The sequence below is a fragment of the Candidatus Njordibacter sp. Uisw_039 genome, assembly GCF_047730075.1.
In the GTDB taxonomy this organism is placed as follows: Bacteria; Pseudomonadota; Gammaproteobacteria; order Pseudomonadales; family Balneatricaceae; genus Njordibacter.
In genome coordinates, this window is record NZ_CP159831.1 from 2,685,593 (window position 1) to 2,707,254 (window position 21,662).

A 21,662-nucleotide genomic window follows, 5' to 3' on the forward strand; every position below is an offset into this window, starting at 1 on the left:
CAATCGAAGTGGTTGCTGATAACGGGTACATCCTAATGTTTCAATTACACAGGGTCCCATTAGTAGACAGCTATTTTTATTAAGCTTTTAAACTACGATATTTATTATACCCAATTTTAAATAATGGCAGGAATAACAACACTATTGCCACTACAATAATAGGCCCCGAGTATGTCCGATCAAAGAAGATAGAAAAAGAACCATCACTAATAATTAGAGACTGGCGTAGGGCAGGTTCGGCTAGTGGTCCGAGTACGATCGCTAGTACTGCAGGGGCTAATGGATAATCAAGCTTACGCATCAAGTAGCCAACAATGCCAAAAGCTAACATTAACCAAACATCATGCATATCTTGCGTTGGTGCGTAACCTCCAATCAGGCATAACACAAAAATTACAGGAGCTAATATAGTAAACGGTGTTTTTAATATTTTTATAAAAACAGGAATAAACGCTATATTAATTAAAAGTGCAAAAACATTGGCAGCGTATAATGAAGCAATAAGCCCCCAAACAAAATCTCCATGATCGACAAATAATCTGGGGCCAGGTTCTAGCCCCCAGATAACCATACCGCCTAAAAGGATCGCTGTTGTTGGTGACCCAGGTATGCCAAGTGTGAGCATCGGTAGCATTGAACCTGTACTCGCTGCGTTATTTGCCGCCTCAGGTGCGCAAACACCTTCTAAAGCACCATCACCAAACTTCTCAGGCTCTTTTGACATCTGTTTAGCGATGCCATAGGCCATTAATGATCCTGGGGTGGCGCCTGCTGCAGGCAGAATACCAACAAAATAACCCAACAAGGATCCAGTGATGGTTGCTTTCCAGGTTTTAGCTAATAGTTTAATATTGTTAAGTGTTCTTTTGACGGTCACAGTAGCGTCGGACAGCATACTTTTACCACCCCCCAGACAATGTTCCTCTACCGTCCAGAGCATTTCTCCGATGCCATAAATGCCTATCGCGAGGACAAGAAAATTAACGCCATGCATAAAGCCAACGATATCCCATAAAACTAGGCGAGGTTCTCCTGAGATAATATCAAATCCAACCGCACTCAATACGAGCCCGATACAAATTGAAAATAAAGTTTTAAATATATCATCATTGCCCAAACCAACAAACGTTGCAAAGGCTAACATCATGAGAGCAAACTCTTCAGGAGCACCAAATACCAATGCTACATGTGCAAGTGGTGGGGCAAAAAAAGTAAATAAAATGACTGCTATAGTGCCGCCAATAAAAGATGCAAACGCAGCACCTGTTAAAGCTAAGTCTGCCAATCCCTTTTTTGCTAATGGACGTCCATCAAAGGTAGTTGCAACTGCGGTTGATGCCCCAGGTATGCCAAGCATAATCGACGAGATAGCACCGCCATACATCGCACCATAATAAATAGCTGCTAGGAATATGATCGCACCAGTAGGCGGGACCAAAAAGGTAAGGGGCAACAATATTGCCACACCGTTAACAGAGCCTAAACCAGGCATTGCGCCAATAAATAAACCCAGCGCACATCCACCAATAATCAGCAATAGATTTTGCAGTTCGAAAACGACAGTAAAACCGTCTGCTAACAGCCCTAAAATTTCTAACATTTTATTATCTCAATACGTCGATACTTAACTATTCTAAGAGCTAAAGGAACATCTTATATAAAGGTATGAATAACGGCTCTGTTATACCTTTTGGTAGAATTATTTTGAGTGTTATCTCGAAAAAATAAAAAATTATTATAGGGGTTACGATCGCAAATGTTATGGAAAAAAACCATGGATGCTTACCTAAAACCCGTAAGTAAAATAGCAGGAAAAGTGGTAGCGCACCATAAATACCAATAAACGAGAATAATGCGACCGTGATAATGAGTGAAGCAGCAACGGCACCAACCTCTGTGAGTACGTGAGATTGGATATAAATTTTCTTTGAGCTAGCAATTCGCCCTTTCTTACGATACCAGTTATAGATAATGCCAAAACAAGAAATCAACATAATACCTGATAACCAAAAGGGCCATGCACCTCCACCAGGTCCTTCGTCCTCTACCCAGCCTATGGGTAACTCGGCACTTTTATACATAAGGTAGATGGAGAAGATCCCCATCATTATAGCCATCAACAATTCAGCTGTACGCACTGTCACGATGAAGAATCTCCTCTATCTACCTAAACGTTAAAAATATTTACTTAATTGCTCCCATATTTTTAAGCATAACTTCATGGACATCACGCTCTTTCAGCCAATAGCTCATTAAAGCATCGCCCTGCAACAGATCACCCTGTAAACTTTTCTTGGTGCGGTAGTCCTGCCATTTCTGGGAGTTGAATACCTTTTGGAACAGGTCCTGGTAATAATCCGATGCTTCTTGACTCATACCTGGTGCACCAACAACGGTACGCTGCATGTAATAGACGTAATCCTTGCCTAGTTCTTTAAAAGTAGGAGCATCCGGGAACAGTGGCAAACGCTTATCAGTAAATGACGCCAGTGCTTTGGTTGTGCCAGCTTCATAAAATCCTAGCTGCTCAGAGGGGTTATTAACTGTAGAGTCCGCATTCTTACCAGCAAGCTCCTTAGCTACCTTACCGCCGCCTTTATAAGGGACATACTTCATTTGTAGACCATATGCCTTGTTCAGGAAGTCAGTCAGTAGATTATCTTCTGAGTTTTTACCCGTTCCAGCCATAATCCACTTTTTACCTTTTTCTTTTGCTGCTTTAGCGAAATCGGCCATATTGTTGATATCTGTACGATCAGAATGAACCCACAACAGGAAGGTATCTTCGGCCATGCGTGCGATCGGTGTAAAAGTAGCAATGTCTACACCCAGCTTAGGCTGGCGTAATGGAGTGGTGTAAAAGCTGTTAAGGGTAAACATAATGGTATGGTCATCACCCGTCCTACCTTTTAAGTGAACCAGTGCTTCAGCACCCGAACCACCAGGTTTATTAATAGGAGTAAAGGGCACTGGTGCCATATTATCTGCTGCAATTATGCTCTGCAGTAAACGCACAGCCTTGTCAGCACCACCACCCTTACCTGCCATAACCACAAATTCTACTGGTTTAACTGGTGTCCAGGCAGCAATCGCTGTCGACGTAAAGGTAGTAGATGACAGGGCACCCACCATTGCTAATAACGTAAGTTTTTTAATCATTTTGTAATTCTCCAGGCTTTATTTTTTTTATTTCTGGGAGCAACTTATTCCCGTGCACCGAGTATATCTAGCTAAGAGGAAAATACAATTATGCTAATATTAGAAGTAAGTGAGTGAATTAAAAGAGATTTTGTAAAAAATTTACCAATTGATGTAAATTTTAACCATTTTTAGTCATTTAGTTAATTAATACAATTGGTTAGGTTTTTTAAATATTTAAGTAAATGCGCTCTTAAAGCTTAGGCGTTACAGTTTTCTACTTTATTTTGTGTCACCAAATGTGTATTAAGTGTCGCTATTTGAACAGTGCATTAGCATGTACGCTAGGTCATCGAAACGTCCCCGTGAGAAACTTATTTCCTATGCTGATTATAATTTTCTCAGACCACACATTAATCCACTATACTACTAACTACCAACCCTCTAAAGTTCAAACACAGTCCTCAAAATAAAGAATAGCGTAGTAACGTCAAAATTCTTGTGGATATAAAGGCACATTAAAGATTGATTGCGCTAATCGTTATAACAATATCGACTAGAGACTTACTTCTGGCGAGTAAATATTTTCTAACACCCCAATACCATCAATTATGACCTCGATTTTTGAATTTACTTTCATTGGCATAGCCCCTAGCGAGGTGCCACAGGCAATCACATCACCTGGTTCAAGCGTCATGTCTGCTGACAGGAGACTGACAAGTTGGGCAGGTGAAAAAATCATATCTTTTATCGGGTAATTTTGTCGTTCTCGGCCATTAACTAGTGTTCTGACAGTTAGGGCGTCTGCGTTACTGAGAGTAGAAATACAGGGCCCTATGGCCCCAAAGGTGTCAAAACTTTTAGCCCTGCTCCATTGTGCAAAGGCCTCTTTTTCATGTATGAGTTGCATCGCAGTGACATCATTGACACAAGTATAGCCAAAAATATAATCCTCTGCCTGTGAAACGTCGATCTCTTTGCACTTTTTGCCAATGACAATGCCTAATTCACCTTCATAAAAAATTCGACCTTGATAGGATGCTGGGGGAATGATTGCTGCCCCGATACCAACAACACAACTACTTGGTTTAATGAAGTAATAAGGCGCTTGGGGAATTTCATTGCCCTGTTTTTCAGCCAGTGCATAAAAGTTATTCCATAACGCAATTATTTTTGTTGGAGTACAAGGGGCTAGTAGGGTAACTTCATCAAGTGCGAAGACCCTACCTAAGGCTTCATTTTCAGTAAACATATCGCCTTGATAGTGGGTAATATGTGTGTCATCCATTTTACCAAAATGAATATTGCCATTATGCTCAAACCTTACCCATTTATTCATTATCTTATTTCCACACTATCAAATAAGTGTCTTACAATTAGATTCTTTCTAGGATCAGGGCTTGCCCTGGATATATCTCATTCTGGCTTTGAATAGTAAACATTAGTTTTAATAACAACCGGCAATGCGACCACGCAGCTGCACTATAGGCAAAACGGTGTCGATTGTGGGTGTTTTAACGTCAGTGATACGACCTAACTCCTGGACTGCAGTCACTAGCGCATCAATTTCCATTGGGCGCCCCAAAGTGAAATCTTGCAACATTGATGTTGTGTGTGCGCCAACAGCGGCAGCCCCAGCAATCCGCTTGTCGACGTCAATGGCGAAGCGTACGCCCAGTTTTTCTCCAATTGCTTGTGCTTCAAGCATCATGTTTCTTGCCACAGCACGGGTTCCAGGATCCGTTGCCACAATATCTAGTGTGGCATTTGTGAGTGCGCTTAAAGGGTTAAAGCATAAGTTGCCCCATAGCTTCACCCATATCTCGTCCCGAATATTTCTTACTGGGGCTTTAAGACCTGCATTAATCATTGCCTGCGACAATGCACGGACACGCTCCGTTTTTTCACCAGACGATTCACCTAGGGTGAACCGGTTGCCATCAATGTGCCGAACTACACCTGGTTCCAATATTTCACAGGCAGGATAAACGACGCAACCAATGGCTCGTTCTGGACCAATGCCATCCCATTGCTTACCGCCCGGGTCTACACTTTCAATTTTTCGGTTTTCCCATTCTCCAGGAAGCTTATAAAAATACCACCAGGGGACTCCATTTACTGCAGTTACGACCGCCGTCTTCTCTCCCAATAATGGTTGCATGGCATCGACTACATTAGGAACTGAATGCGCCTTAAGCGAGACAATAACAAAATCTTGTTCGCCTAGATCAGCTGGATTATCAGTAGCAACAGGATGAGTGATAATGCGCTCACCGTTCATATCGAGTGCAAGTCCATTGGCTTTTATTGCAGCGAGATGTGGGCCGCGAGCAATAACAGAGACCTCCTCACCTGACTGAGTCAATAATGCTGCGATATACCCGCCAATAGCACCTGCACCATAAATTGCAATTTTCATATGATTATTTTGGTTCCGCTAATCCTAGTTTTTCGGCAAGCCCAATACGTTGCAGTTTCCCTGTCGCACCCTTTGGGATTTCATCAAGAATAAGAATTTTGCGAGGAACCTTAAAATCAGCCAGATGTTGGGCGGTAAACGTTCGAATATCCTTTTCATCTGCGGTCATGCCTTCCTTCAAAACCACAGCAGCAGCAACCTCTTCTCCTAGCTTTGGGTGTGGCATCGCAAATGTGACACATTGCTGGACAGCTGGATGATCCATTAAAATTTCATCTACCTCACGGGGTGAAATCTTCTCACCACCACGATTAATGATCTCCTTCAATCGGCCTGTTATAGAGACATAACCTTCTGGATCAAGCACACCTTGGTCACCTGTGCGAAACCAACCATTAGTAAAGTTTTCTTTATTAGCTTTAGGGTTATTTTCATAACCTTTAGTTATATTGCTGCCACGAATAACGATTTCGCCAATTTCTCCATTGGGGAGTATTTCACCTTCCAAATTCATAATGCCAACTTCTGGGCCGGCCGCAATACCAACTGTTCCTGCTTTTCTAACTGCAGGAGGCAGCGGGTTGCTGGCCATTTGATGAGCAGCTTCTGTCATACCGTAGGCTTCGATAACTGGTGCGTTGAATGTTTTTTCCAATTCAGTCATTACTTGGGGTGGCAATGATGATGATGATGAACGAATAAAACGTAACGGCACGGCATTGATAATATCTGTATTTCGAGATGCGCGAGTTAATATCGCCTGATGCATTGTTGGAACCGCTGAATACCAGGTTGGTTTTGCGTCATCCATCCAACCAAAGTATTTCAACGCGTTAAATCCAGGCGTGCAGTAAATGCTGGCGCCCGCTCTTAAAGACGATAAAACAGTCGCTATTAGTCCATGGATATGAAAAAGCGGCATGATATTCAGGCAACGATCTTCAGGGACTAGTAACAGGGTATTCATGATATTTTCCGCAGAATTGGTCACATTTCTGTGATTTAGTGGCACTATCTTTGGTCGCGAGGTCGTCCCAGAAGTATGCAATATGAGCGCAACATCGTCTTCGTTGACTTCATCATTTGCTGTTGGCGCTCTGGGTGTTGCAGAATCAAATATTAGGTCAAAGTCACCAGCAGCCCGACTACTATCTGTGACTAAAGTGATTAACGGAATGCCTAGCTTTTGGGCAGCAGCGACTGCTGGTGAAGCGCTGTCAGCCTCAACAACGAGTGCTTTGGCTTTTAAGTCGACCAAATAAAACTCAAACTCCTCCTGGCGATAAGCAGGATTTAGGGGAGCTGTGGTCGATGCACCCGAGATGGTGACAAATGCTGTTGCCATTTCAGGTCCATTTGGCAATACGATGGCAACTCGATCACTTTTTGCAATCCCTGCTTGGGTAAGTGCTTGTCGGGTACGTTTTGACAGCGCCCGTATTGAGGAATAGTTTAAAGGAGGTCGACCTGGGGCCTGAATGGCGATGGCGTCATCATGACCGACATTTAGTAACTGGCAAGTAGTATTAACAGACACAATAATTATTTCCAGAGGGAGTTAGAGTCAATCCGATCACGTTGGTAATGCTTTTTAATAAGCAGTTACCATGCATTCGGCCAAATTATAAGCGGTAAAGTTTACCTTATAAGATTCTTTGTTAACAAGTGTGTCACAGCACACACTATATTCTGCTCTAGCATGCCCTACAGATCTTAATTGTCCGCTAAATAATAATCATTGCCACTAGAATTCTGGCGAACTGCAGCTTTTTAGGATATACCACTGTTTGGCCTACTAAGATGAAATCTTAATTTAAGTCGATGGGTAGCATTTTTGGTACACAGCTCGGTGCACGCAGCGCAATATAACTAATACTCAAAGGCTTGCAAAGCAGACGCCAAAAGCCCCTATAATTAACACCACATTAGCGCAGCCGCAAAGTGCTATCATACGAAAACCAGAGCGCCAAAGCCCAGGCACACCTATAAGAATAGCAGGCACGATGGCAAAGATTGCCAAGCCTAAACCCAACTGGATGAGCATGTCCCCTGAGTTGATGCGGCTATCAAGTGACAATGAGTTGCCTTGCAACAACACGTTCAACTGCTCACTGACCGGCATCACGGTCCAGCCCAAGCCTAAGGCCAAAAAACTACCCAGCAGCACTATCACAGCACCAGCAATGGTGAGCCAATAAATAGTCACCCCATAGATAATGCCACTTTTCCGAAGTGAGTCTTGACTCATGATATCACCCTGCCTATGTAGTCCAAGTCCTGGAGACCTCGATAAATCAATTTAAGAGACGTTAGGCATAGTAAAAAAATCATCAGACGCCTGACCACCACCACTTTAACTTGGGCCAGTATGTGGGCACCAATAATACCCCCGATAACTTGCCCTAGCATCCAAGGTGCCACCAGAATCGGCACCATAGCACCATACAGCATATACGGCCATATGGCCGCTGCATTGCCTAAAGCGAGTAACACACCACTGGATGCAACAGCGGCTTTGAGTGGTACCGCCATCACCAAGTTTAGCACTGGCACCATGGCCCAGCCGCCACCTAAACCAAAAAAGCCACCAATGAAACCAACCCCAACAAACAAAATAATGGCCAGACCCAAACGCTTGACACTGTACTTGACCTGAGTCTGTACAGACTCTTCATAATAACTCATATCAAGTGACAACAAGCGCGCTAGACCACTTAACCGTGACGCCTTTGGGTAATCATTTCGGCCTCCCCCAGTGATGAATAATACCGCCACACCGAGCAATAATATCCCTAACAACATACGCACAAAAGCATCACTGCTAGGCCCCATGGTTGAGGCAAATTGGAACGCCATAAGCGCACCCAACAAACCACCAATGACCGTAGGAAGGGCGCAAATATAAACTAGACGTATATCAACGAGGCCTTTTTTAAGCAGTGGCGCTCCAGAGATCAACCCACTGAACATAGCCACAACGAGGCCCGTAGCTCTGACCACCAACGAGTCAAAAGAAGTAAATCCTAAAACAATGGGGGTAAATATGACGCCACCACCAATGCCGGCTATGACTGCGATGATGGCGATTGCCACCGATAAAATGAAAGAAGCTATTGTTACACTTAGAATGGAACCGAGGGAGAAAAACTCACTGGCCTCTATTGGCTCTACGAGAGCAATAGCAAAGTAGCAAGCTATTGAAAGTACTATTAATAGTGTGAGTTCAGGTACTTTAAGAAACAAACTCATTTGGTCTCATCCATAAGAATTTTTATTACAAAAAAATTATAACTTAACCAAATTTATACATCCAATAGAAGTCTCCTAAGGGTGCATGTGAGACTACTATGAATCACCCACCTCTGCAGTGCACTTAAAACAAAGCAACCACTTGCAAGTTAACTACGCACTTCCACTAATTTGTAGCCAAGTTACACCGGGCGAAAACGCGGTAATGATATAATGGAGCTCCTTCTCCCTGCTCTTGCATCAGGTTTTGCACCAACGTATGCCAAGAACCTAGCGGGTGTTTTTGCCTGCGTCTGCAGACCCTTGGTTCCTTTCTGCACGCTCCTGCTGTCGCTTCGGTTCACCGTAGCGAAACTCTAAGATCGTTAACACCAGACCTATTAACATCATGAACATTACAAACATGGCGATATTGAGCAAGTTATCAGAAATCATGACTTCTCCCCCCGGGCCAAGAGGCTCGACAACTTGAAGTAAATACCAAAAGCAAGAATGGAAGGCACCCATATAGCAGTGAATAGTCCTTCCATCTGTTTACCCTCAAACCAGAGCAACCCAGAAACTGCAAAGGACACCGCAACAGCCAGCAAGATGAATAAATCTGATAGTTTGAACATACTAATTTCCTTACCTAATAGTTAACGTTTGTCCGGATAAGGGCCCGGATTCTTCCCTTTAAACTCGATGGAATCCAACAGCAGCTAGCAACAACCCAGCGATCGTGACCGCGGCAGGAATGCGAACCCCAACGAGACCAAATACATCGATCATGGATGGTACTAGTCCGGTTAGCCCGATCGGCACCCACAGAAAAAATGGAGCGGCAATGACTACCCCTGCCCAGCCAACCACACGCAGTGCGCTCCAAGTATTTCCTTCGTCGCTAGCTAATGATGTTTTTTTGTCGTCGTTCACGGTCACTGTTGTAATTTTCATTTTGCTCTAAAAAAATATTCTGGATAACTTTTGAATCCAAAGATTACCTCTTAGGCTTATAGATAGCCAAGCAAATAATCAAAAGGATCATTTAAATTCCATTAAATCAAAGGGCACTGGTTCAGGGTAGGTGACGATGAGTAAAGTCTTGTAAAGTATTGCGTTGCAGATGCAATACCTGCCGTATACCGTCAAAACTATGCATTCAAAAAAACGGAATATTAGACCTGTTTTAGACAGTGGCCGTTATGGGCGATCTTGGCCTCAGGTTACGCTAACGTTACCCTCAATATAACTAACCAATAGAAACACAGGTTCATCTGACTCGCAATAACAATAGATCTTAACAAAAGTGGCTGCTATTGTTGTTTGCTGTTACTAACATAACCCAGATTCTACAAAGGCAAACCCACCATGAAACTTATTCATGTTACTGACACCCACCTTGTCGCTGCTGGTGAAAAGCTGCACGGTCTTGATCCGTTTGAGCGGCTAAGGCTATGCTTTGAAGATATTGCCACTCACCACGGCGATGCTGATCTATGTGTGTTAACAGGGGACTTAAGCGATGCGGGACAAACTGATGTCTATGTATTATTGAAAGAGCTGTTGGCCGGCCTACCCATGCGCACCTCCCTACTGCTGGGCAATCACGACCATAGGCAACGCTTCTGTGACGTTTTTAGCAACAGACCACGGGACCCTAATGGATTTGTTCAGTGGTCTGAACTAACCTCTGAAGGAGTGCTGCTGTTCCTCGACACCAATGCCCCAAACACAGACGAGGGGGTCTATTGCCAACAGCGGCATCAATGGCTTCGCGAGCAGTTGGCACAGCACCATGACTGCCCTGTATATTTATTTATGCACCATCCACCATTCGATATTGGTATCCCTGACATGGATGCACTACGCCTGCGCAATTGTGATGCATTCGCGCAGACACTGGCTGGCCATAATGATATCCGCCACCTATTCTTTGGTCATGTGCACCGCCCCATAAGTGGACAGTGGCGCGGCATTAGTTTTTCTGCCCTACACGGCACCAACCATCAGGTTCCACTTCTGCTGAATAAGGATCCAGACAATGGTGTATTCGCCCTGTGCCAAGAGGAACCCTCATATGGCGTAGTGCTTATCACTAACGACATGACCACTGTGCATCTGCAGCCTTTCCTAAGTCGCCCACCCATATACTACGAACACTGCGAGTGACCTTATGGAATTGATGGTTATAGCCTTAGTGCTTGGTTCTGCGGCGTTACACCCATTTCGCGATTTACTAATCAAAGGTCAAAGTTTTCCAGAATCTGCTTATCTGGGGGTAACGGGTTCGTGGGTGATATTTGCTGCGGTCCAAGCAGTTCTATTTGACCAGACTCTTGCCCTGCCCGCCGAGGTTTGGCCTTTGGTGGCAGGTTCAGCCTTGGGCCTATTTATCTATTATCTTTGTGTCATGCTAACCCTGAAAGCTGGCGACCTGTCAGTCTACTACCCCATTATTCGTTCTTCCCCATTAGCCATTGTGGCCATCGGCTATCTATTCCTGGAACGATACTATTCGCCAGTAACGCTGATGGGTATCAGCCTAACATTAGTGGGCGCAATAATGATCCAGTACAGAAGAGGTGCCGGTTTACTGCAACACCCAAAGTTAATCCTTACGGCCACAGGGGCCATGATCGGTTCTGCCATTTATGGTCTAGCAGATTCAGCAGCAATGGAATCCATTGCGCCGGCACCGTTCTTATTTTGGGTTTATACAGCGTTGACACTAGTTTTTACGATATTTTTTACCCTCACCCGCCCCAGCAAACGGTCGCTAAGCCTCCAGTTATTCGGCTGCTGGCGCAGCACGCCACTGCAAGTAATTGCCTCAGGGGCACTCTCCTACGCTTCATATGTGCTCATCTTGTTCGCCTTTCAGGCCGGTGGAGAAGTGGCGGCAGTCAGTGCCACCCGTCAAGCGTCTATCCCCCTCTCAGTTTTGCTCGGTGCATTGGTTCTAAAAGAAGATCGTTTGCTGGCAAGGCTAGCCTGGTCAATCTTGTTGGCTGGTGGTGTGGTGCTGGTTATGGTTGAAGGATAAGTACTTTTTCCAACGGCCATTACACAAAATAATGTGTATATTTCTATCGTGCTTTAGTTAATCCAGTTTTCAGAAACTTTTGCGATGAGCTATGGGGTTGTTACCGAATTGGCGCCGGAACGCCCTACTCAGAGCTTCGCTCGAACCATAGCCATAGCGGGTAGCAATTGCCTGGATACGGTCACCCCGCTCTATATCCTGACAGGCCAAAAGCATGCGCCAGTGACGAAGGTAAGATTGCGCAGTTTGTCCTACCCGCTGGTTGAATAATTCTGTAAAACGGCTGATTGATAATCCAGCAATTGCCGCAAGGCCTTCATTGTTCCAACGTTTCCCTGGCGCTTCGTGTATGGATACTATCGCTCGGCTTAGTCTGCTATCAGCCAGCCCATTAAGCAGTCCTGGGGCAGTAGCCCCTAGTTCTATCTGCTGTCGGAGGATGCTAATCATTAACACTTCACCCAGGCGATTAAGCACACCACCAACCCCACATCGCTGTGCTTCAGCTTCGGTCTTGAGCAGACGCACCAGCATGGATAAGTCTGGGTTATACAGTATATTGATCTCTATCAAATTTGGCAGAGTGGCAAACAGAGGGTTGTCACGGCCACCCCAGTCTGTGCGAGCGCTAAACATTATGCATTCATCCACTGGGGGCAGTTTAGGTAAGAAACTAAGAGGAGCAAGTAATATTTTAGTAGGCTCCCCAGATATTCTGTCCTGCAGGATGATGAGGTTAACCTGGGCATCCTGCTGAGGGGTTACTTTTAAGGAAAAGCGGTTGATGAGGGAAGAAAGGCGGTCAAATTCGGACATATCGGCGTTTTAATCAATTAAATCGTATTTAATCGATCATAATATCAGTTATAGTAAATGACAAATATACTTGAGAGAAAAAACAATATGCTATTACCACGTCAGAAAACCCCAAACCTTGAATTAGAAACCCTTGACCACGGTAAATTTAATCTATCCACTGACATTGCTCAACGTGGCGTTGTCATCTGTTTTTACCGAGGTCTACATTGCCCGATTTGTGCAAAGCAGCTAATCGATTTGCAGCGTCATGTAGAGGAATTTGCAAAAAGAGGCGTTAGTTGTATTGCAGTTAGCTCGGATGGAGAAGAGCGCACCCGGCAAATGGCGGATAAAGTTAGTGGGGATAGCCTGCGATTTGGCTACGGCATGAGCCTCGCTAAGGCTAAAGAATGGGGCCTTTATATCTCTACCTCTAGAGGAAAAACCTCTATTGGGATTGAAGAACCAGCGTTATTTGCAGAACCAGGACTATTTCTAGTAAGCCCAGACCAATCACTTTACTATGGATCAGTACAGACGATGCCTTTTGCTCGTCCACATTTTTCTGAATTAGTAGGTGCACTAGATTTTGCCATCGCCAATGATTACCCTGCACGAGGTGAATACTCTGGTAAAGTTTAGAGGCATACAATGCAATGGTAGAGGCGTTTACCTAAGAAGATGGTAGCCTAATCGATGGCCTCGGTTAGGCCTTACTAATCCTCCTTTTTGTCATGGGCCAACATCGAGTCTTTAAACGCTTGTAAGATACTACGACAGCTAATTTGGCCAACAAACCGGCCATCTTCAACCACGGGCATACGACGACGCTTATGTTTTATTAAAATGCGCGCCGCTTCAAATAATGTTATGTCCGCAGGCAGCACATCTACTTCGCTGCACATTAAATCACCAATGCAGGCGTCACCTTCTTGGTAGTAGGCTATTTGTTCTAGCTTATCCAACAGATCTATTTCTGAAATAATCCCCACAACTCGACCTTGGTCATCCAGCACAGTTCCACCTGTCACTTTGCGAACTAACATTTCATGAATAGCATCCATGATATGCGTGGCAGGAGTTAAGGTAAGTGGATTGACCGACATGAAGTCTTTAATATTGATTGAGTTTAGCATGTAAGAAAACTCCTTTATTGAGTTGCTCCCAAAGGATATATCAATGGCAGTGGATTCAGTATTACGCCACTTCTTAGTGTTAGTCAATTTCATTGATTTAATGTCTTTTTTATAAAATATCGTAAACCTTTGTTTTATATGATTAAATTATAATAATTACAGGAACATAACGAATGAGTTGCAAAATAGTATTTTTCTCTTCTATACTAATTGACATCTTGTGGTGCTAGCGACGGTTGTTATTGAGCTAGTTGAACAGCGATTATTTTGCCCATATATTTTTAGTTTTTTTGTCTCTAGTTTTGGTGAAAGGCAGTAAATATGACCTATGGAGAGGAATTAGTTAGCCACATTTGGCCCTTGGCATTGTTCTTGGTAATGCTGGCCGGCCTGATTGTGTTGATGCTGACGCTGCCAACCTTCCTGGGAGGCAGAAGAGTGTCGCGGGCGGTTAACGAACCCTATGAGTGCGGTATCGTACCTGCTGGTTCTACCCATATTCGTATGCCCATTCCCTTCTACCTGTTTGCTATTTTCTTCGTTATCTTTGACTTAGAGGTGGTGTTTCTTTTTGCTTGGGCCGTGGCCGTTAAGGAAACTGGCTGGTTAGGTTTTAGTGAAGCACTAATCTTTATACTGATTTTGTTTGCAGCCCTCATTTACCTGTGGCGCCTTGGCGCACTGGACTGGCGTACCAGTAGACAAAAACTTGATTTACGCAACTTGGACGCACGCTAATTGCTGGATTTTTAACTTAAACTACCGGCACCCAATGTGTATTAGAAATAATAACCGGCTCTAGATGAGTCACGGGATTGTTATGCCGCAGTTAAAATCTGGCGCCTACGGCGCTAACCTTATTGCATCGCAAGATCAGAGCTTTGCCCAGTCGGTGGAAGACAGCTTAGTATTGGGCAAGGTTAAAGACTTGGTTGCATGGGGCCAGAGCAATTCACTTTGGCCGTTTAATTTTGGTCTTTCATGTTGTTATGTAGAAATGGCCACCGCTTTTACTTCGCGCCATGATATCGGCCGTTTTGGTGCAGAAGTCATCCGTGCCACCCCCCGCCAAGCTGATGTAATGGTAATCTCGGGCACTGTGTTCCGCAAAATGGCACCCGTCATTCAACGACTCTATGAGCAACTTCTAGAACCTAAATGGATTATTTCCATGGGTTCCTGTGCCAACTCAGGGGGTTTATATGATATTTACAGTGTGGTGCAGGGCGTTGATAAGTTCCTCCCAGTAGATGTTTATGTGCCTGGCTGTCCACCTCGGCCAGAAGCTCTGCTGCAAGGCTTAATGTTGTTGCAAGATGCAATTCGACACGAAAATCGACCTTTGAGTTGGGTGTTAGGGCCAGATGGTGTAGAAAAGCCTTCCATGCCCTCGCAACGTGACCTGCATACACCAGAGCGTATCCGCATGACACATTTACCCAATCCAGATCGGGTTTAATTACTATGACTGTGCCTTTGCTTCAGCCCAACAACTGCGCCATGGGTGATCCTGACCTTGTGCTGTTGTTGCAACAACAATTCCCTCATCCTTTAATTGAGCAAAGCACTGCTGATGGTATCCCCAGTATATGGGTGGATGCCGGGCATGTAAGTGCCCTGTTGCATTACTGCAAGCACCAGTTGCAGCCTGGCTACGCCATGTTATATGACCTCACCGCTATTGATGAACGTGTGCGCAGTCACCGAGAAGGCCAGCCCACCAGTGACTTTACTGTGGTATATCAACTGTTAAGCCTAACAGGCAACTTTTTTTTGCGCATTAAGGTGGCGTTAATGGATGCGCAACTGCGTCTCGATAGTCAATGTGATTTGTGGCCTAACGCCAATTGGTATGAGCGAGAGTGCCACGATATGTTTGGCATTGACTTTGTTGGCCACCCTAATTTATACCCACTCATTATTCCACCTACCTGGAAGGGCCATCCGCTGCGTAAGGAACATCCAGCCCGTGCCACAGAAATGGAGCCCTTTAGCATTGACGAGCAAATGCAAGACGAAGAGCAAGAAGCCTTACGTTTTGTGCCGGAACAATGGGGCATGAAGCGCGAAGGTAAAAACACTGATTATATGTTCCTCAACATGGGGCCTAATCACCCCAGTGTGCATGGTGTGTTCCGCATAGCGGTGCAGCTCAATGGTGAAGAGGTGGTCGATGCCGTGGCCGACATAGGTTACCACCATCGTGGTGCAGAAAAGATGGGTGAGCGCCAAGCTTGGCACACTTACATGCCCTACACCGACCGCATTGATTACTTAGGTGGGGTAATGAATAACTTGCCCTATGTTATGGGGGTAGAGAAGCTCGCCGGTATTCAGGTATCACAACGGGTGGAAACTATTCGTGTGATGCTATGTGAATGTTTCCGTATTCAAAGCCACTTCTTGTTTTTTGGTACCTTTGCCCAAGATATTGGTCAAATGTCACCTATTTTTTATATTTTTGCCGACCGAGAAATGCTCTTTGGCATCATCGAAGCCATAACTGGTGGACGCATGCACCCAAGCTGGTTCCGTATTGGTGGCGTTGCACAAGACCTCCCCCAAGGTTGGGATGTGATGATGCGAGAATTTTTAGAGCGCATGCCCAAACGGTTAGATGAATACCAAAAAATGGTACTGGATAATCGCATCATCAAACAACGCACCGTGGGTGTGGGCCGGTATACCAGTGAGGAAGCAATTGATTGGGGCATAACGGGCGGCGGCTTACGGGCCACAGGTTACGATTGGGATATGCGTAAGCGTATGCCCTATAGCGGTTACGAGAATTTTGAGTTCGACATTCCATTGGGTAGCAATGGTGACTGTTATGATCGAGCCATGGTGCGGTTACAGGAAATTCGCCAAAGCCTGCGCATCATCCAACAGTGCGTAGACAATATGCCAGAAGGCCCCTATAAGGCTGATCACCCACTTACTACTCCACCACCAAAAGAGCGCACTATGCAGGATATTGAGACTTTGATTCATCATTTTGTGCATTCCAGTTGGGGCCCTGCCATACCAGCTGGAGAAGTGTGTTTGCCCATTGAGGCCGCCAAAGGTTTGAATAGTTATTACTTAGTTAGTGACGGCAGTACTACTTCCTACCGCACACGTATTCGTACACCATCCTTTCCCCACCTACAAATGATTCCAACCATGAGCCGCGGCATGATGGTGGCTGACATGATCGCCATCGTTGCCAGCATTGATTTTGTTATGGCTGACGTGGACCGTTAAGGAGCAATTATGACACCTATAATCGTCACCGATGCTGCCACCAATTGTGCCGATTGGCGGCTTCAAATTGAGCCCCTTAACGAGCATGAGGAAGCGGCTATTGCTGCAGAAATACATCATTATCCGCAACCTCAAGCAGCCACTATTGAGGCCTTGAAAATTGTCCAACAACAACAAGGTTGGGTATCTGATGGTAAGTTAAAGGCCATTGCCCAACGTCTGCAAATGAGCCCTGATGAGGTAGATTCGGTGGCGACGTTTTACAATAAAATTTATCGCCAACCTGTAGGCAGAACAGTGATTTCCCTCTGTGATAGCGTCAGTTGCTGGATTATGGGCTATCAAGGTTTGGCCCAAGCACTAACTAAAGAATTCAACACTGCCTTGGGTGAAACTACACCTGATGGTGCTTTAACGCTCCTACCCACGCCATGCCTAGGGGCCTGTGATCAGGCACCTGTGGCAATGGTGGGCGATCAACTGGTGCATCAACTTACCCCTGCATCGCTCATTCAACTAGCGCGGGAGCAGTCCTCGTGAGTGATAATCAAACTATGAATCAGCGTATTAACCAACCTTTAAGCCAACATATTAAAGCCGATGGTAGCGTTACCAGCCTCGCCGAATATCAATCGAATTATGGTTATCAAGGGCTGGCCAAAGCCTTATCTATGAGTCCAGGTGAGGTGGTAGATTGGGTTAAAAATGCTAACCTTCGCGGCCGTGGAGGAGCAGGGTTTTCGGCTGGATTAAAATGGAGTTTTGTACCACCATTAGAAAAATTGCCAGGCCAGCGCTATGTCATTTGTAATGCCGATGAAATGGAACCGGGCACCTTTAAAGACCGCTGGTTAATGGAGCATGATCCTCATCAATTGATTGAAGGCTTGGCCATTGCAGCTTATGCGGTGCAGGCAGACACAGCGTTTATTTTTCTGCGTGCCGATTACGACTTATGTGCTGAGCGCCTGCAGCATGCTATTGATGAGGCGCAGGCGGCTGGTTTGCTGGGTGAACAGCTCAATGAGGCAGGTTTTAGTTTAACTATGCTGTTGCATACCAGCGCTGGTCGTTATATTTGTGGTGAAGAAACTGCCCTTATTAACTCCCTTGAAGGCAAGCGTGCCCACCCACGTTTTAAACCCCCTTTCCCCCAAGTTAGTGGCTTATTTGGTCGCCCTACAGTAGTCAATAACACCGAAACCTTATGCAATTTGCCACATATTTTGTATCACGGCATTGATTGGTTTGCCAACTTAGGTCTTGGTGATGACAATGGCACCAAAATTTATGGGGTTAGTGGTCGGGTCAATAACCCAGGCTGTTGGGAATTACCTATTGGCACCAAAGTAGCAGATATCATTGCCCTCGCTGGTGGCATGCAGGACGGCGTTAAATTGCGGGGGTTTTTACCTGGTGGTGGCTCCACAGATTTCCTCACCCACGAACACTTAGACTTGGCCATGGACTATGGCACCATTCAACACGCTGGTAGTCGCATGGGTACCGGCACTATGGTCTTGCTCGATGATCAAACCTGTGTGGTGGGCATGGTGCTTAATTTGATTCAATTCTTTGCTCAAGAATCCTGTGGCTGGTGCACCCCTTGTCGCAATGGCTTGCCTTTTATTAGACAAATTCTGACTGACCTAGAGGCAGGTAGGGGCCAGCATGAAGACCTTGAACATCTATTGCAACTGTGTGGCTACATCGGCATTGGCAACACCTTCTGTGCCTTAGCCCCCGGTGCAGCGGAGCCGTTGCAAAGTGCCCTTAAGTATTTCCGCGAAGATTTCGTGGCCCATATCGAGCAGGGGTGTTGCCCCCATGGTAATTCACCTACGGCTGATACCGGGTTAGATAAAGAGGCTATGCTATGAATGCCACAACCGATCATCTTGTCACCATTTACGTTGACAACTCTGCCTATAAAGTTAAGGCGGGGGTTAACTTACTAGAAGCCTGCCTTGGCTTAGCCAAAGATTTGCCGTATTTTTGTTGGCACCCAGCCTTAGGTTCAGTAGGCTCGTGCCGCCAATGTGCAGTACAGCTGTATCAGGATGATGATGATCAGCGGGGCCGCATGGTTATGGCCTGTATGACGCCGGTTGCCGAAGGCATGCGCGTGAGTCTCTCAGCACCTATGGCCAGCGAATTCCGCCAGCAATGTATTGAAGTGACCATGGCCGACCACCCCCATGACTGCCCGGTATGTGAGGAGGGCGGGGAGTGCCATTTGCAGGACATGACCCTGCAATCAGGACATACCCAAAGGCGCTATAAAGGGACTAAGAAGACCTACCATAACCAAGATTTGGGCCCCTGTATTGGCCATGAGATGAATCGCTGTATTAGCTGCTATCGGTGTGTGAGATTTTACCAAGATTACGCTGGTGGTGACGATTTGGTAGTGCTTGGCAGCAGCGAAAATGTGTATTTTGGGCGCCATGAAGACGGTTGTTTAAGCAGTCACTTTAGTGGCAATTTGGCTGAAGTCTGCCCTACAGGCGTGTTTTATGACAAAGTTCTGAGTGATAGTTACACCCGTAAATGGGATTTACAATCGGCCCCCAGCATTTGTAGTCACTGCAGCTTAGGCTGTAACTTGTCCGTAGGTGCACGCGAAGGGCGGGTGAAGCGGGTAACTAATCGCTACCATAGCCAAGTGAATGGATATTTTATCTGTGATAAAGGCCGCTATGGTTTTGCCCATAGCAATAGCGAGCACGCTTTGCAAAAAGCCCAAGTACAGCCGCTGGATGAAAGTAAAAAAGTGACTTGTGATAGTGCCGATGGACTAGACTATGTAGCCCAAATCATCAATGAATTGGGTGCCGAAAACGTCTTTGGTTTGGGCTCTCCACGGGCTTCGGTGGAAGAAAACTTTGGCTTGCAAAGTTTGGTCGGCAAGGCTAATTTCTATGCCGGACACAATGCAGTGCAAGATGCTATTCAAAGTCAAGTGCTGCACCAATTAACCCAGCCAGGTATTTATAGTCCAAGCCTAAAACAAATCGAACAAGCTGATGCCATTGTAATTATAGGTGAAGACCTATTACATACTGCACCACGTATGGCCATGAGTGTGCGCCAAGCTAGTCGCAATTTAGGCTTTGCCAAAGCTGCTGCCATTGGGATTCCCAAGTGGCAAGACGAACCAGTACGCATTCATGCGCAAAACCAACTGAGCCCCATTATCAGCGTCACCAGTGCCACCACAGATTTGGATGACATTAGCAGCCTATGTTTGCAGCTGAGCCCAAGTGACATGTGTGACTATGCTTGGGCCTTGACTAGTGGCATTGATGGCCACCTCGACAGTTCTGGATTATCTGCCGAACTGCAGAGTCAAGTGCAACAAAGTCTAGCCTTGCTGGCTGGCGCCAAACGTCCGCTGGTGATCAGTGGCTCCAGCAGCCAGAGTCCTGAATTAATAGATAGTGCAGCTCAATTGGCTTTGGCTTTGGGCCGTCATAGTGGCTCTGAGGCTTGGCTAAGTTATTGCTTAGAGGCCGCCAACAGTATGGGTTTGGGGCTGCTTAATAAAGACCCCAAGCACGTGGGCGACTTAACACTTCGATTGCAGCAACAAACCACAGCTAGTGCCCTTATTGTGTTACAAACTGATCTGTTTGCCCTGTCTACTGAGGCAGAGGCGGTGTGTAAAGATTTGCGGCATTTGATTGTACTGGATCACTTGCCTAGTGCTACCAGTGAAAAAGCTGATGTAGTTATCGCCTGCGCCAGTGCGCTTGAAACTGAAGGCACTTATGTAAATAACGAGGGCCGTGCCCAGCGTTTCTTTGCCGTTCATGACAAACAAGGACGGCCAGATGCATGGCGCAGCTTAGCCAACTTAGCACGTATGGTAAGCCAAACCGGAACCTGCAGTGCGGCCGTCACACAACTGGCCAGTTGTACAAAGTTCGATCACCTATGCGACTTAGTGAGCCAGCAAGGGGGCATGTTTACCAATTGGAGTGAAGTGGCACCAAATGCTGATTTCCGAGTTGCTGGGATGAAGATTCCACGCCAAAGCCATCGACATTCGGGTCGAACTAGCCTGCATGCCCATGAGAGCGTTAGCGAAGCCAAACAACCAGAAGACTTAGATTCCGCTTTAGGCTATACCATGGAAGGCACCCCCATTAATAAACCCAGCGCATTAATGCCACAGGTTTGGAGCCCAGGCTGGAATTCTAACGAAGCTATCAACAAGTTCCAACAAGAGATCAACGGCCCCCTCAAGGGCGGCGAAGCTGGTCTAAGGCTGTTGGATGGTGCCCAGGCTTTGCCTTTAGTATCAGTTGCACTTATTCCTAGTATTACCATTGGTGTAGGGCAGATACTGGCTCACGGCCAAAGCCATCTGTTTGGAAGTGATCAAGCAAGTCATTTAAGCACGGCTCTAAGGCAGCGTAGTGGCGCCCTCAGTGCCCACATACACCCAGTTACCGCTGCACAAATGGGCTTAACAAATGTGATAGAGGTTTGTGTTGAATTGGCGCAAGCACAATGGCACTTACCTTTAACTTTAGATGCTTCTATGGCTATGGATATACTGCTGCTACCCAGCCACTACCAAGCGCCAATTAGCGTAGGTCATTTACCTGCAGCAGTAAACCTTAGCGCCGTGACACAGGAGGCAACCTGA

General features: G+C 45.7%; 22 protein-coding genes. 9 read left to right on the forward strand and 13 right to left on the reverse strand.

The features are described 5' to 3' along the window. Window positions 1-79: 79 nt before the first annotated feature. The 11 genes from ABXT70_RS12865 to ABXT70_RS12915 form a co-directional block, all read right to left on the reverse strand. A complete protein-coding gene (locus ABXT70_RS12865; RefSeq protein ID WP_443640858.1) occupies window positions 80-1,600 on the reverse strand; it encodes a tripartite tricarboxylate transporter permease in 1,521 nt (506 codons plus the stop codon). A 40-nt stretch (window positions 1,601-1,640) separates the two neighbouring features. After that, window positions 1,641-2,144: a tripartite tricarboxylate transporter TctB family protein gene (locus ABXT70_RS12870; RefSeq protein WP_443640859.1), complete on the reverse strand. Its 504-nt coding sequence runs from the start codon at window positions 2,142-2,144 to the stop codon at window positions 1,641-1,643. Window positions 2,145-2,184: 40 nt separating this feature from the next. Then, the gene (locus ABXT70_RS12875) at window positions 2,185-3,159 is read right to left on the reverse strand and encodes a Bug family tripartite tricarboxylate transporter substrate binding protein (RefSeq protein WP_443640860.1); all 975 of its coding nucleotides are present in this window, start codon (window positions 3,157-3,159) and stop codon (window positions 2,185-2,187) included. Window positions 3,160-3,694: 535 nt separating this feature from the next. Further along, a complete protein-coding gene (locus tag ABXT70_RS12880; RefSeq protein ID WP_443640861.1) occupies window positions 3,695-4,477 on the reverse strand; it encodes a fumarylacetoacetate hydrolase family protein in 783 nt (260 codons plus the stop codon). 108 nt (window positions 4,478-4,585) lie between these two features. Then, window positions 4,586-5,557 (reverse strand): 2-dehydropantoate 2-reductase, encoded by a 972-nt coding sequence (locus tag ABXT70_RS12885; RefSeq protein ID WP_443640862.1) that lies wholly within the window; start codon window positions 5,555-5,557, stop codon window positions 4,586-4,588. A 4-nt stretch (window positions 5,558-5,561) separates the two neighbouring features. Continuing rightward, window positions 5,562-7,094: an acyl--CoA ligase gene (locus tag ABXT70_RS12890; RefSeq protein WP_443640863.1), complete on the reverse strand. Its 1,533-nt coding sequence runs from the start codon at window positions 7,092-7,094 to the stop codon at window positions 5,562-5,564. A gap of 339 nt (window positions 7,095-7,433) precedes the next feature. Continuing rightward, the gene (locus tag ABXT70_RS12895; RefSeq protein WP_443640864.1) at window positions 7,434-7,805 is read right to left on the reverse strand and encodes a hypothetical protein; all 372 of its coding nucleotides are present in this window, start codon (window positions 7,803-7,805) and stop codon (window positions 7,434-7,436) included. Then, on the reverse strand, window positions 7,802-8,806 hold the full coding sequence (locus tag ABXT70_RS12900) for a sulfite exporter TauE/SafE family protein (RefSeq protein ID WP_443640865.1): 1,005 nt from the start codon (window positions 8,804-8,806) through the stop codon (window positions 7,802-7,804). Before ABXT70_RS12900 ends, ABXT70_RS12895 begins: the two co-directional genes overlap by 4 nt. Before the next feature lie 270 nt (window positions 8,807-9,076). Then, complete coding sequence (locus ABXT70_RS12905) at window positions 9,077-9,241, reverse strand: hypothetical protein (protein ID WP_443640866.1); 165 nt, start codon at window positions 9,239-9,241, stop codon at window positions 9,077-9,079. Further along, window positions 9,238-9,423 (reverse strand): hypothetical protein, encoded by a 186-nt coding sequence (locus tag ABXT70_RS12910; protein WP_443640867.1) that lies wholly within the window; start codon window positions 9,421-9,423, stop codon window positions 9,238-9,240. Before ABXT70_RS12910 ends, ABXT70_RS12905 begins: the two co-directional genes overlap by 4 nt. Before the next feature lie 58 nt (window positions 9,424-9,481). After that, window positions 9,482-9,742 carry a hypothetical protein gene (locus tag ABXT70_RS12915; protein WP_443640868.1) on the reverse strand — a complete coding sequence of 87 codons (261 nt, stop codon included), beginning with the start codon at window positions 9,740-9,742 and terminating at the stop codon, window positions 9,482-9,484. A gap of 414 nt (window positions 9,743-10,156) precedes the next feature. Here ABXT70_RS12915 and ABXT70_RS12920 point away from each other — a divergent pair, with 414 nt between their 5' ends. Beyond that, window positions 10,157-10,957 carry a phosphodiesterase gene (locus tag ABXT70_RS12920; protein WP_443640869.1) on the forward strand — a complete coding sequence of 267 codons (801 nt, stop codon included), beginning with the start codon at window positions 10,157-10,159 and terminating at the stop codon, window positions 10,955-10,957. Between the two features lie 4 nt (window positions 10,958-10,961). After that, the gene (locus tag ABXT70_RS12925; protein ID WP_443640870.1) at window positions 10,962-11,831 is read left to right on the forward strand and encodes a hypothetical protein; all 870 of its coding nucleotides are present in this window, start codon (window positions 10,962-10,964) and stop codon (window positions 11,829-11,831) included. A gap of 69 nt (window positions 11,832-11,900) precedes the next feature. Here ABXT70_RS12925 and ABXT70_RS12930 read toward each other — a convergent pair whose 3' ends face one another. Continuing rightward, window positions 11,901-12,647 (reverse strand): AraC family transcriptional regulator, encoded by a 747-nt coding sequence (locus ABXT70_RS12930; protein ID WP_443640871.1) that lies wholly within the window; start codon window positions 12,645-12,647, stop codon window positions 11,901-11,903. An 87-nt stretch (window positions 12,648-12,734) separates the two neighbouring features. On the opposite strand from ABXT70_RS12930, the gene ABXT70_RS12935 reads away from it, so the two are divergent. Beyond that, complete coding sequence (locus tag ABXT70_RS12935) at window positions 12,735-13,271, forward strand: peroxiredoxin-like family protein (protein ID WP_443640872.1); 537 nt, start codon at window positions 12,735-12,737, stop codon at window positions 13,269-13,271. 74 nt (window positions 13,272-13,345) lie between these two features. Here ABXT70_RS12935 and ABXT70_RS12940 read toward each other — a convergent pair whose 3' ends face one another. Continuing rightward, window positions 13,346-13,765, reverse strand: a complete 420-nt coding sequence (locus tag ABXT70_RS12940) for a CBS domain-containing protein (RefSeq protein WP_443640873.1) — start codon at window positions 13,763-13,765, stop codon at window positions 13,346-13,348. Between the two features lie 321 nt (window positions 13,766-14,086). Here ABXT70_RS12940 and ndhC point away from each other — a divergent pair, with 321 nt between their 5' ends. From ndhC to nuoG, 6 genes are all read left to right on the forward strand, one after another. Beyond that, complete coding sequence (ndhC, locus tag ABXT70_RS12945) at window positions 14,087-14,503, forward strand: NADH-quinone oxidoreductase subunit A (protein ID WP_443640874.1); 417 nt, start codon at window positions 14,087-14,089, stop codon at window positions 14,501-14,503. An 82-nt stretch (window positions 14,504-14,585) separates the two neighbouring features. Beyond that, window positions 14,586-15,224: an NADH-quinone oxidoreductase subunit B gene (locus tag ABXT70_RS12950; protein ID WP_443640875.1), complete on the forward strand. Its 639-nt coding sequence runs from the start codon at window positions 14,586-14,588 to the stop codon at window positions 15,222-15,224. A gap of 5 nt (window positions 15,225-15,229) precedes the next feature. Next, a complete protein-coding gene (nuoC, locus tag ABXT70_RS12955; protein ID WP_443640876.1) occupies window positions 15,230-17,008 on the forward strand; it encodes an NADH-quinone oxidoreductase subunit C/D in 1,779 nt (592 codons plus the stop codon). A 9-nt stretch (window positions 17,009-17,017) separates the two neighbouring features. Beyond that, window positions 17,018-17,548 (forward strand): NADH-quinone oxidoreductase subunit NuoE, encoded by a 531-nt coding sequence (gene nuoE, locus ABXT70_RS12960; RefSeq protein ID WP_443640877.1) that lies wholly within the window; start codon window positions 17,018-17,020, stop codon window positions 17,546-17,548. Beyond that, a complete protein-coding gene (gene nuoF / locus ABXT70_RS12965) occupies window positions 17,545-18,888 on the forward strand; it encodes an NADH-quinone oxidoreductase subunit NuoF (protein WP_443640878.1) in 1,344 nt (447 codons plus the stop codon). Before nuoE ends, nuoF begins: the two co-directional genes overlap by 4 nt. After that, window positions 18,885-21,662 carry an NADH-quinone oxidoreductase subunit NuoG gene (gene nuoG / locus ABXT70_RS12970; protein ID WP_443640879.1) on the forward strand — a complete coding sequence of 926 codons (2,778 nt, stop codon included), beginning with the start codon at window positions 18,885-18,887 and terminating at the stop codon, window positions 21,660-21,662. The genes nuoF and nuoG overlap by 4 nt, the downstream gene beginning before the upstream one ends.

Coding starts and splice junctions, on each gene's coding strand:
- ABXT70_RS12865 (WP_443640858.1), bottom strand. CDS start 1,600: ATGTTAGAAATTTTAGGGCTGTTAGCAGACGGTTTTACTGTCGTTTTC.
- ABXT70_RS12875 (WP_443640860.1), bottom strand. CDS start 3,159: ATGATTAAAAAACTTACGTTATTAGCAATGGTGGGTGCCCTGTCATCT.
- ABXT70_RS12880 (WP_443640861.1), bottom strand. CDS start 4,477: ATGAATAAATGGGTAAGGTTTGAGCATAATGGCAATATTCATTTTGGT.
- ABXT70_RS12885 (WP_443640862.1), bottom strand. CDS start 5,557: ATGAAAATTGCAATTTATGGTGCAGGTGCTATTGGCGGGTATATCGCA.
- ABXT70_RS12895 (WP_443640864.1), bottom strand. CDS start 7,805: ATGAGTCAAGACTCACTTCGGAAAAGTGGCATTATCTATGGGGTGACT.
- ABXT70_RS12900 (WP_443640865.1), bottom strand. CDS start 8,806: ATGAGTTTGTTTCTTAAAGTACCTGAACTCACACTATTAATAGTACTT.
- ABXT70_RS12905 (WP_443640866.1), bottom strand. CDS start 9,241: ATGATTTCTGATAACTTGCTCAATATCGCCATGTTTGTAATGTTCATG.
- ABXT70_RS12910 (WP_443640867.1), bottom strand. CDS start 9,423: ATGTTCAAACTATCAGATTTATTCATCTTGCTGGCTGTTGCGGTGTCC.
- ABXT70_RS12915 (WP_443640868.1), bottom strand. CDS start 9,742: ATGAAAATTACAACAGTGACCGTGAACGACGACAAAAAAACATCATTA.
- ABXT70_RS12920 (WP_443640869.1), top strand. CDS start 10,157: ATGAAACTTATTCATGTTACTGACACCCACCTTGTCGCTGCTGGTGAA.
- ABXT70_RS12925 (WP_443640870.1), top strand. CDS start 10,962: ATGGAATTGATGGTTATAGCCTTAGTGCTTGGTTCTGCGGCGTTACAC.
- ABXT70_RS12930 (WP_443640871.1), bottom strand. CDS start 12,647: ATGTCCGAATTTGACCGCCTTTCTTCCCTCATCAACCGCTTTTCCTTA.
- ABXT70_RS12935 (WP_443640872.1), top strand. CDS start 12,735: ATGCTATTACCACGTCAGAAAACCCCAAACCTTGAATTAGAAACCCTT.
- ABXT70_RS12940 (WP_443640873.1), bottom strand. CDS start 13,765: ATGCTAAACTCAATCAATATTAAAGACTTCATGTCGGTCAATCCACTT.
- ndhC (WP_443640874.1), top strand. CDS start 14,087: ATGACCTATGGAGAGGAATTAGTTAGCCACATTTGGCCCTTGGCATTG.
- ABXT70_RS12950 (WP_443640875.1), top strand. CDS start 14,586: ATGCCGCAGTTAAAATCTGGCGCCTACGGCGCTAACCTTATTGCATCG.
- nuoC (WP_443640876.1), top strand. CDS start 15,230: ATGACTGTGCCTTTGCTTCAGCCCAACAACTGCGCCATGGGTGATCCT.
- nuoE (WP_443640877.1), top strand. CDS start 17,018: ATGACACCTATAATCGTCACCGATGCTGCCACCAATTGTGCCGATTGG.
- nuoG (WP_443640879.1), top strand. CDS start 18,885: ATGAATGCCACAACCGATCATCTTGTCACCATTTACGTTGACAACTCT.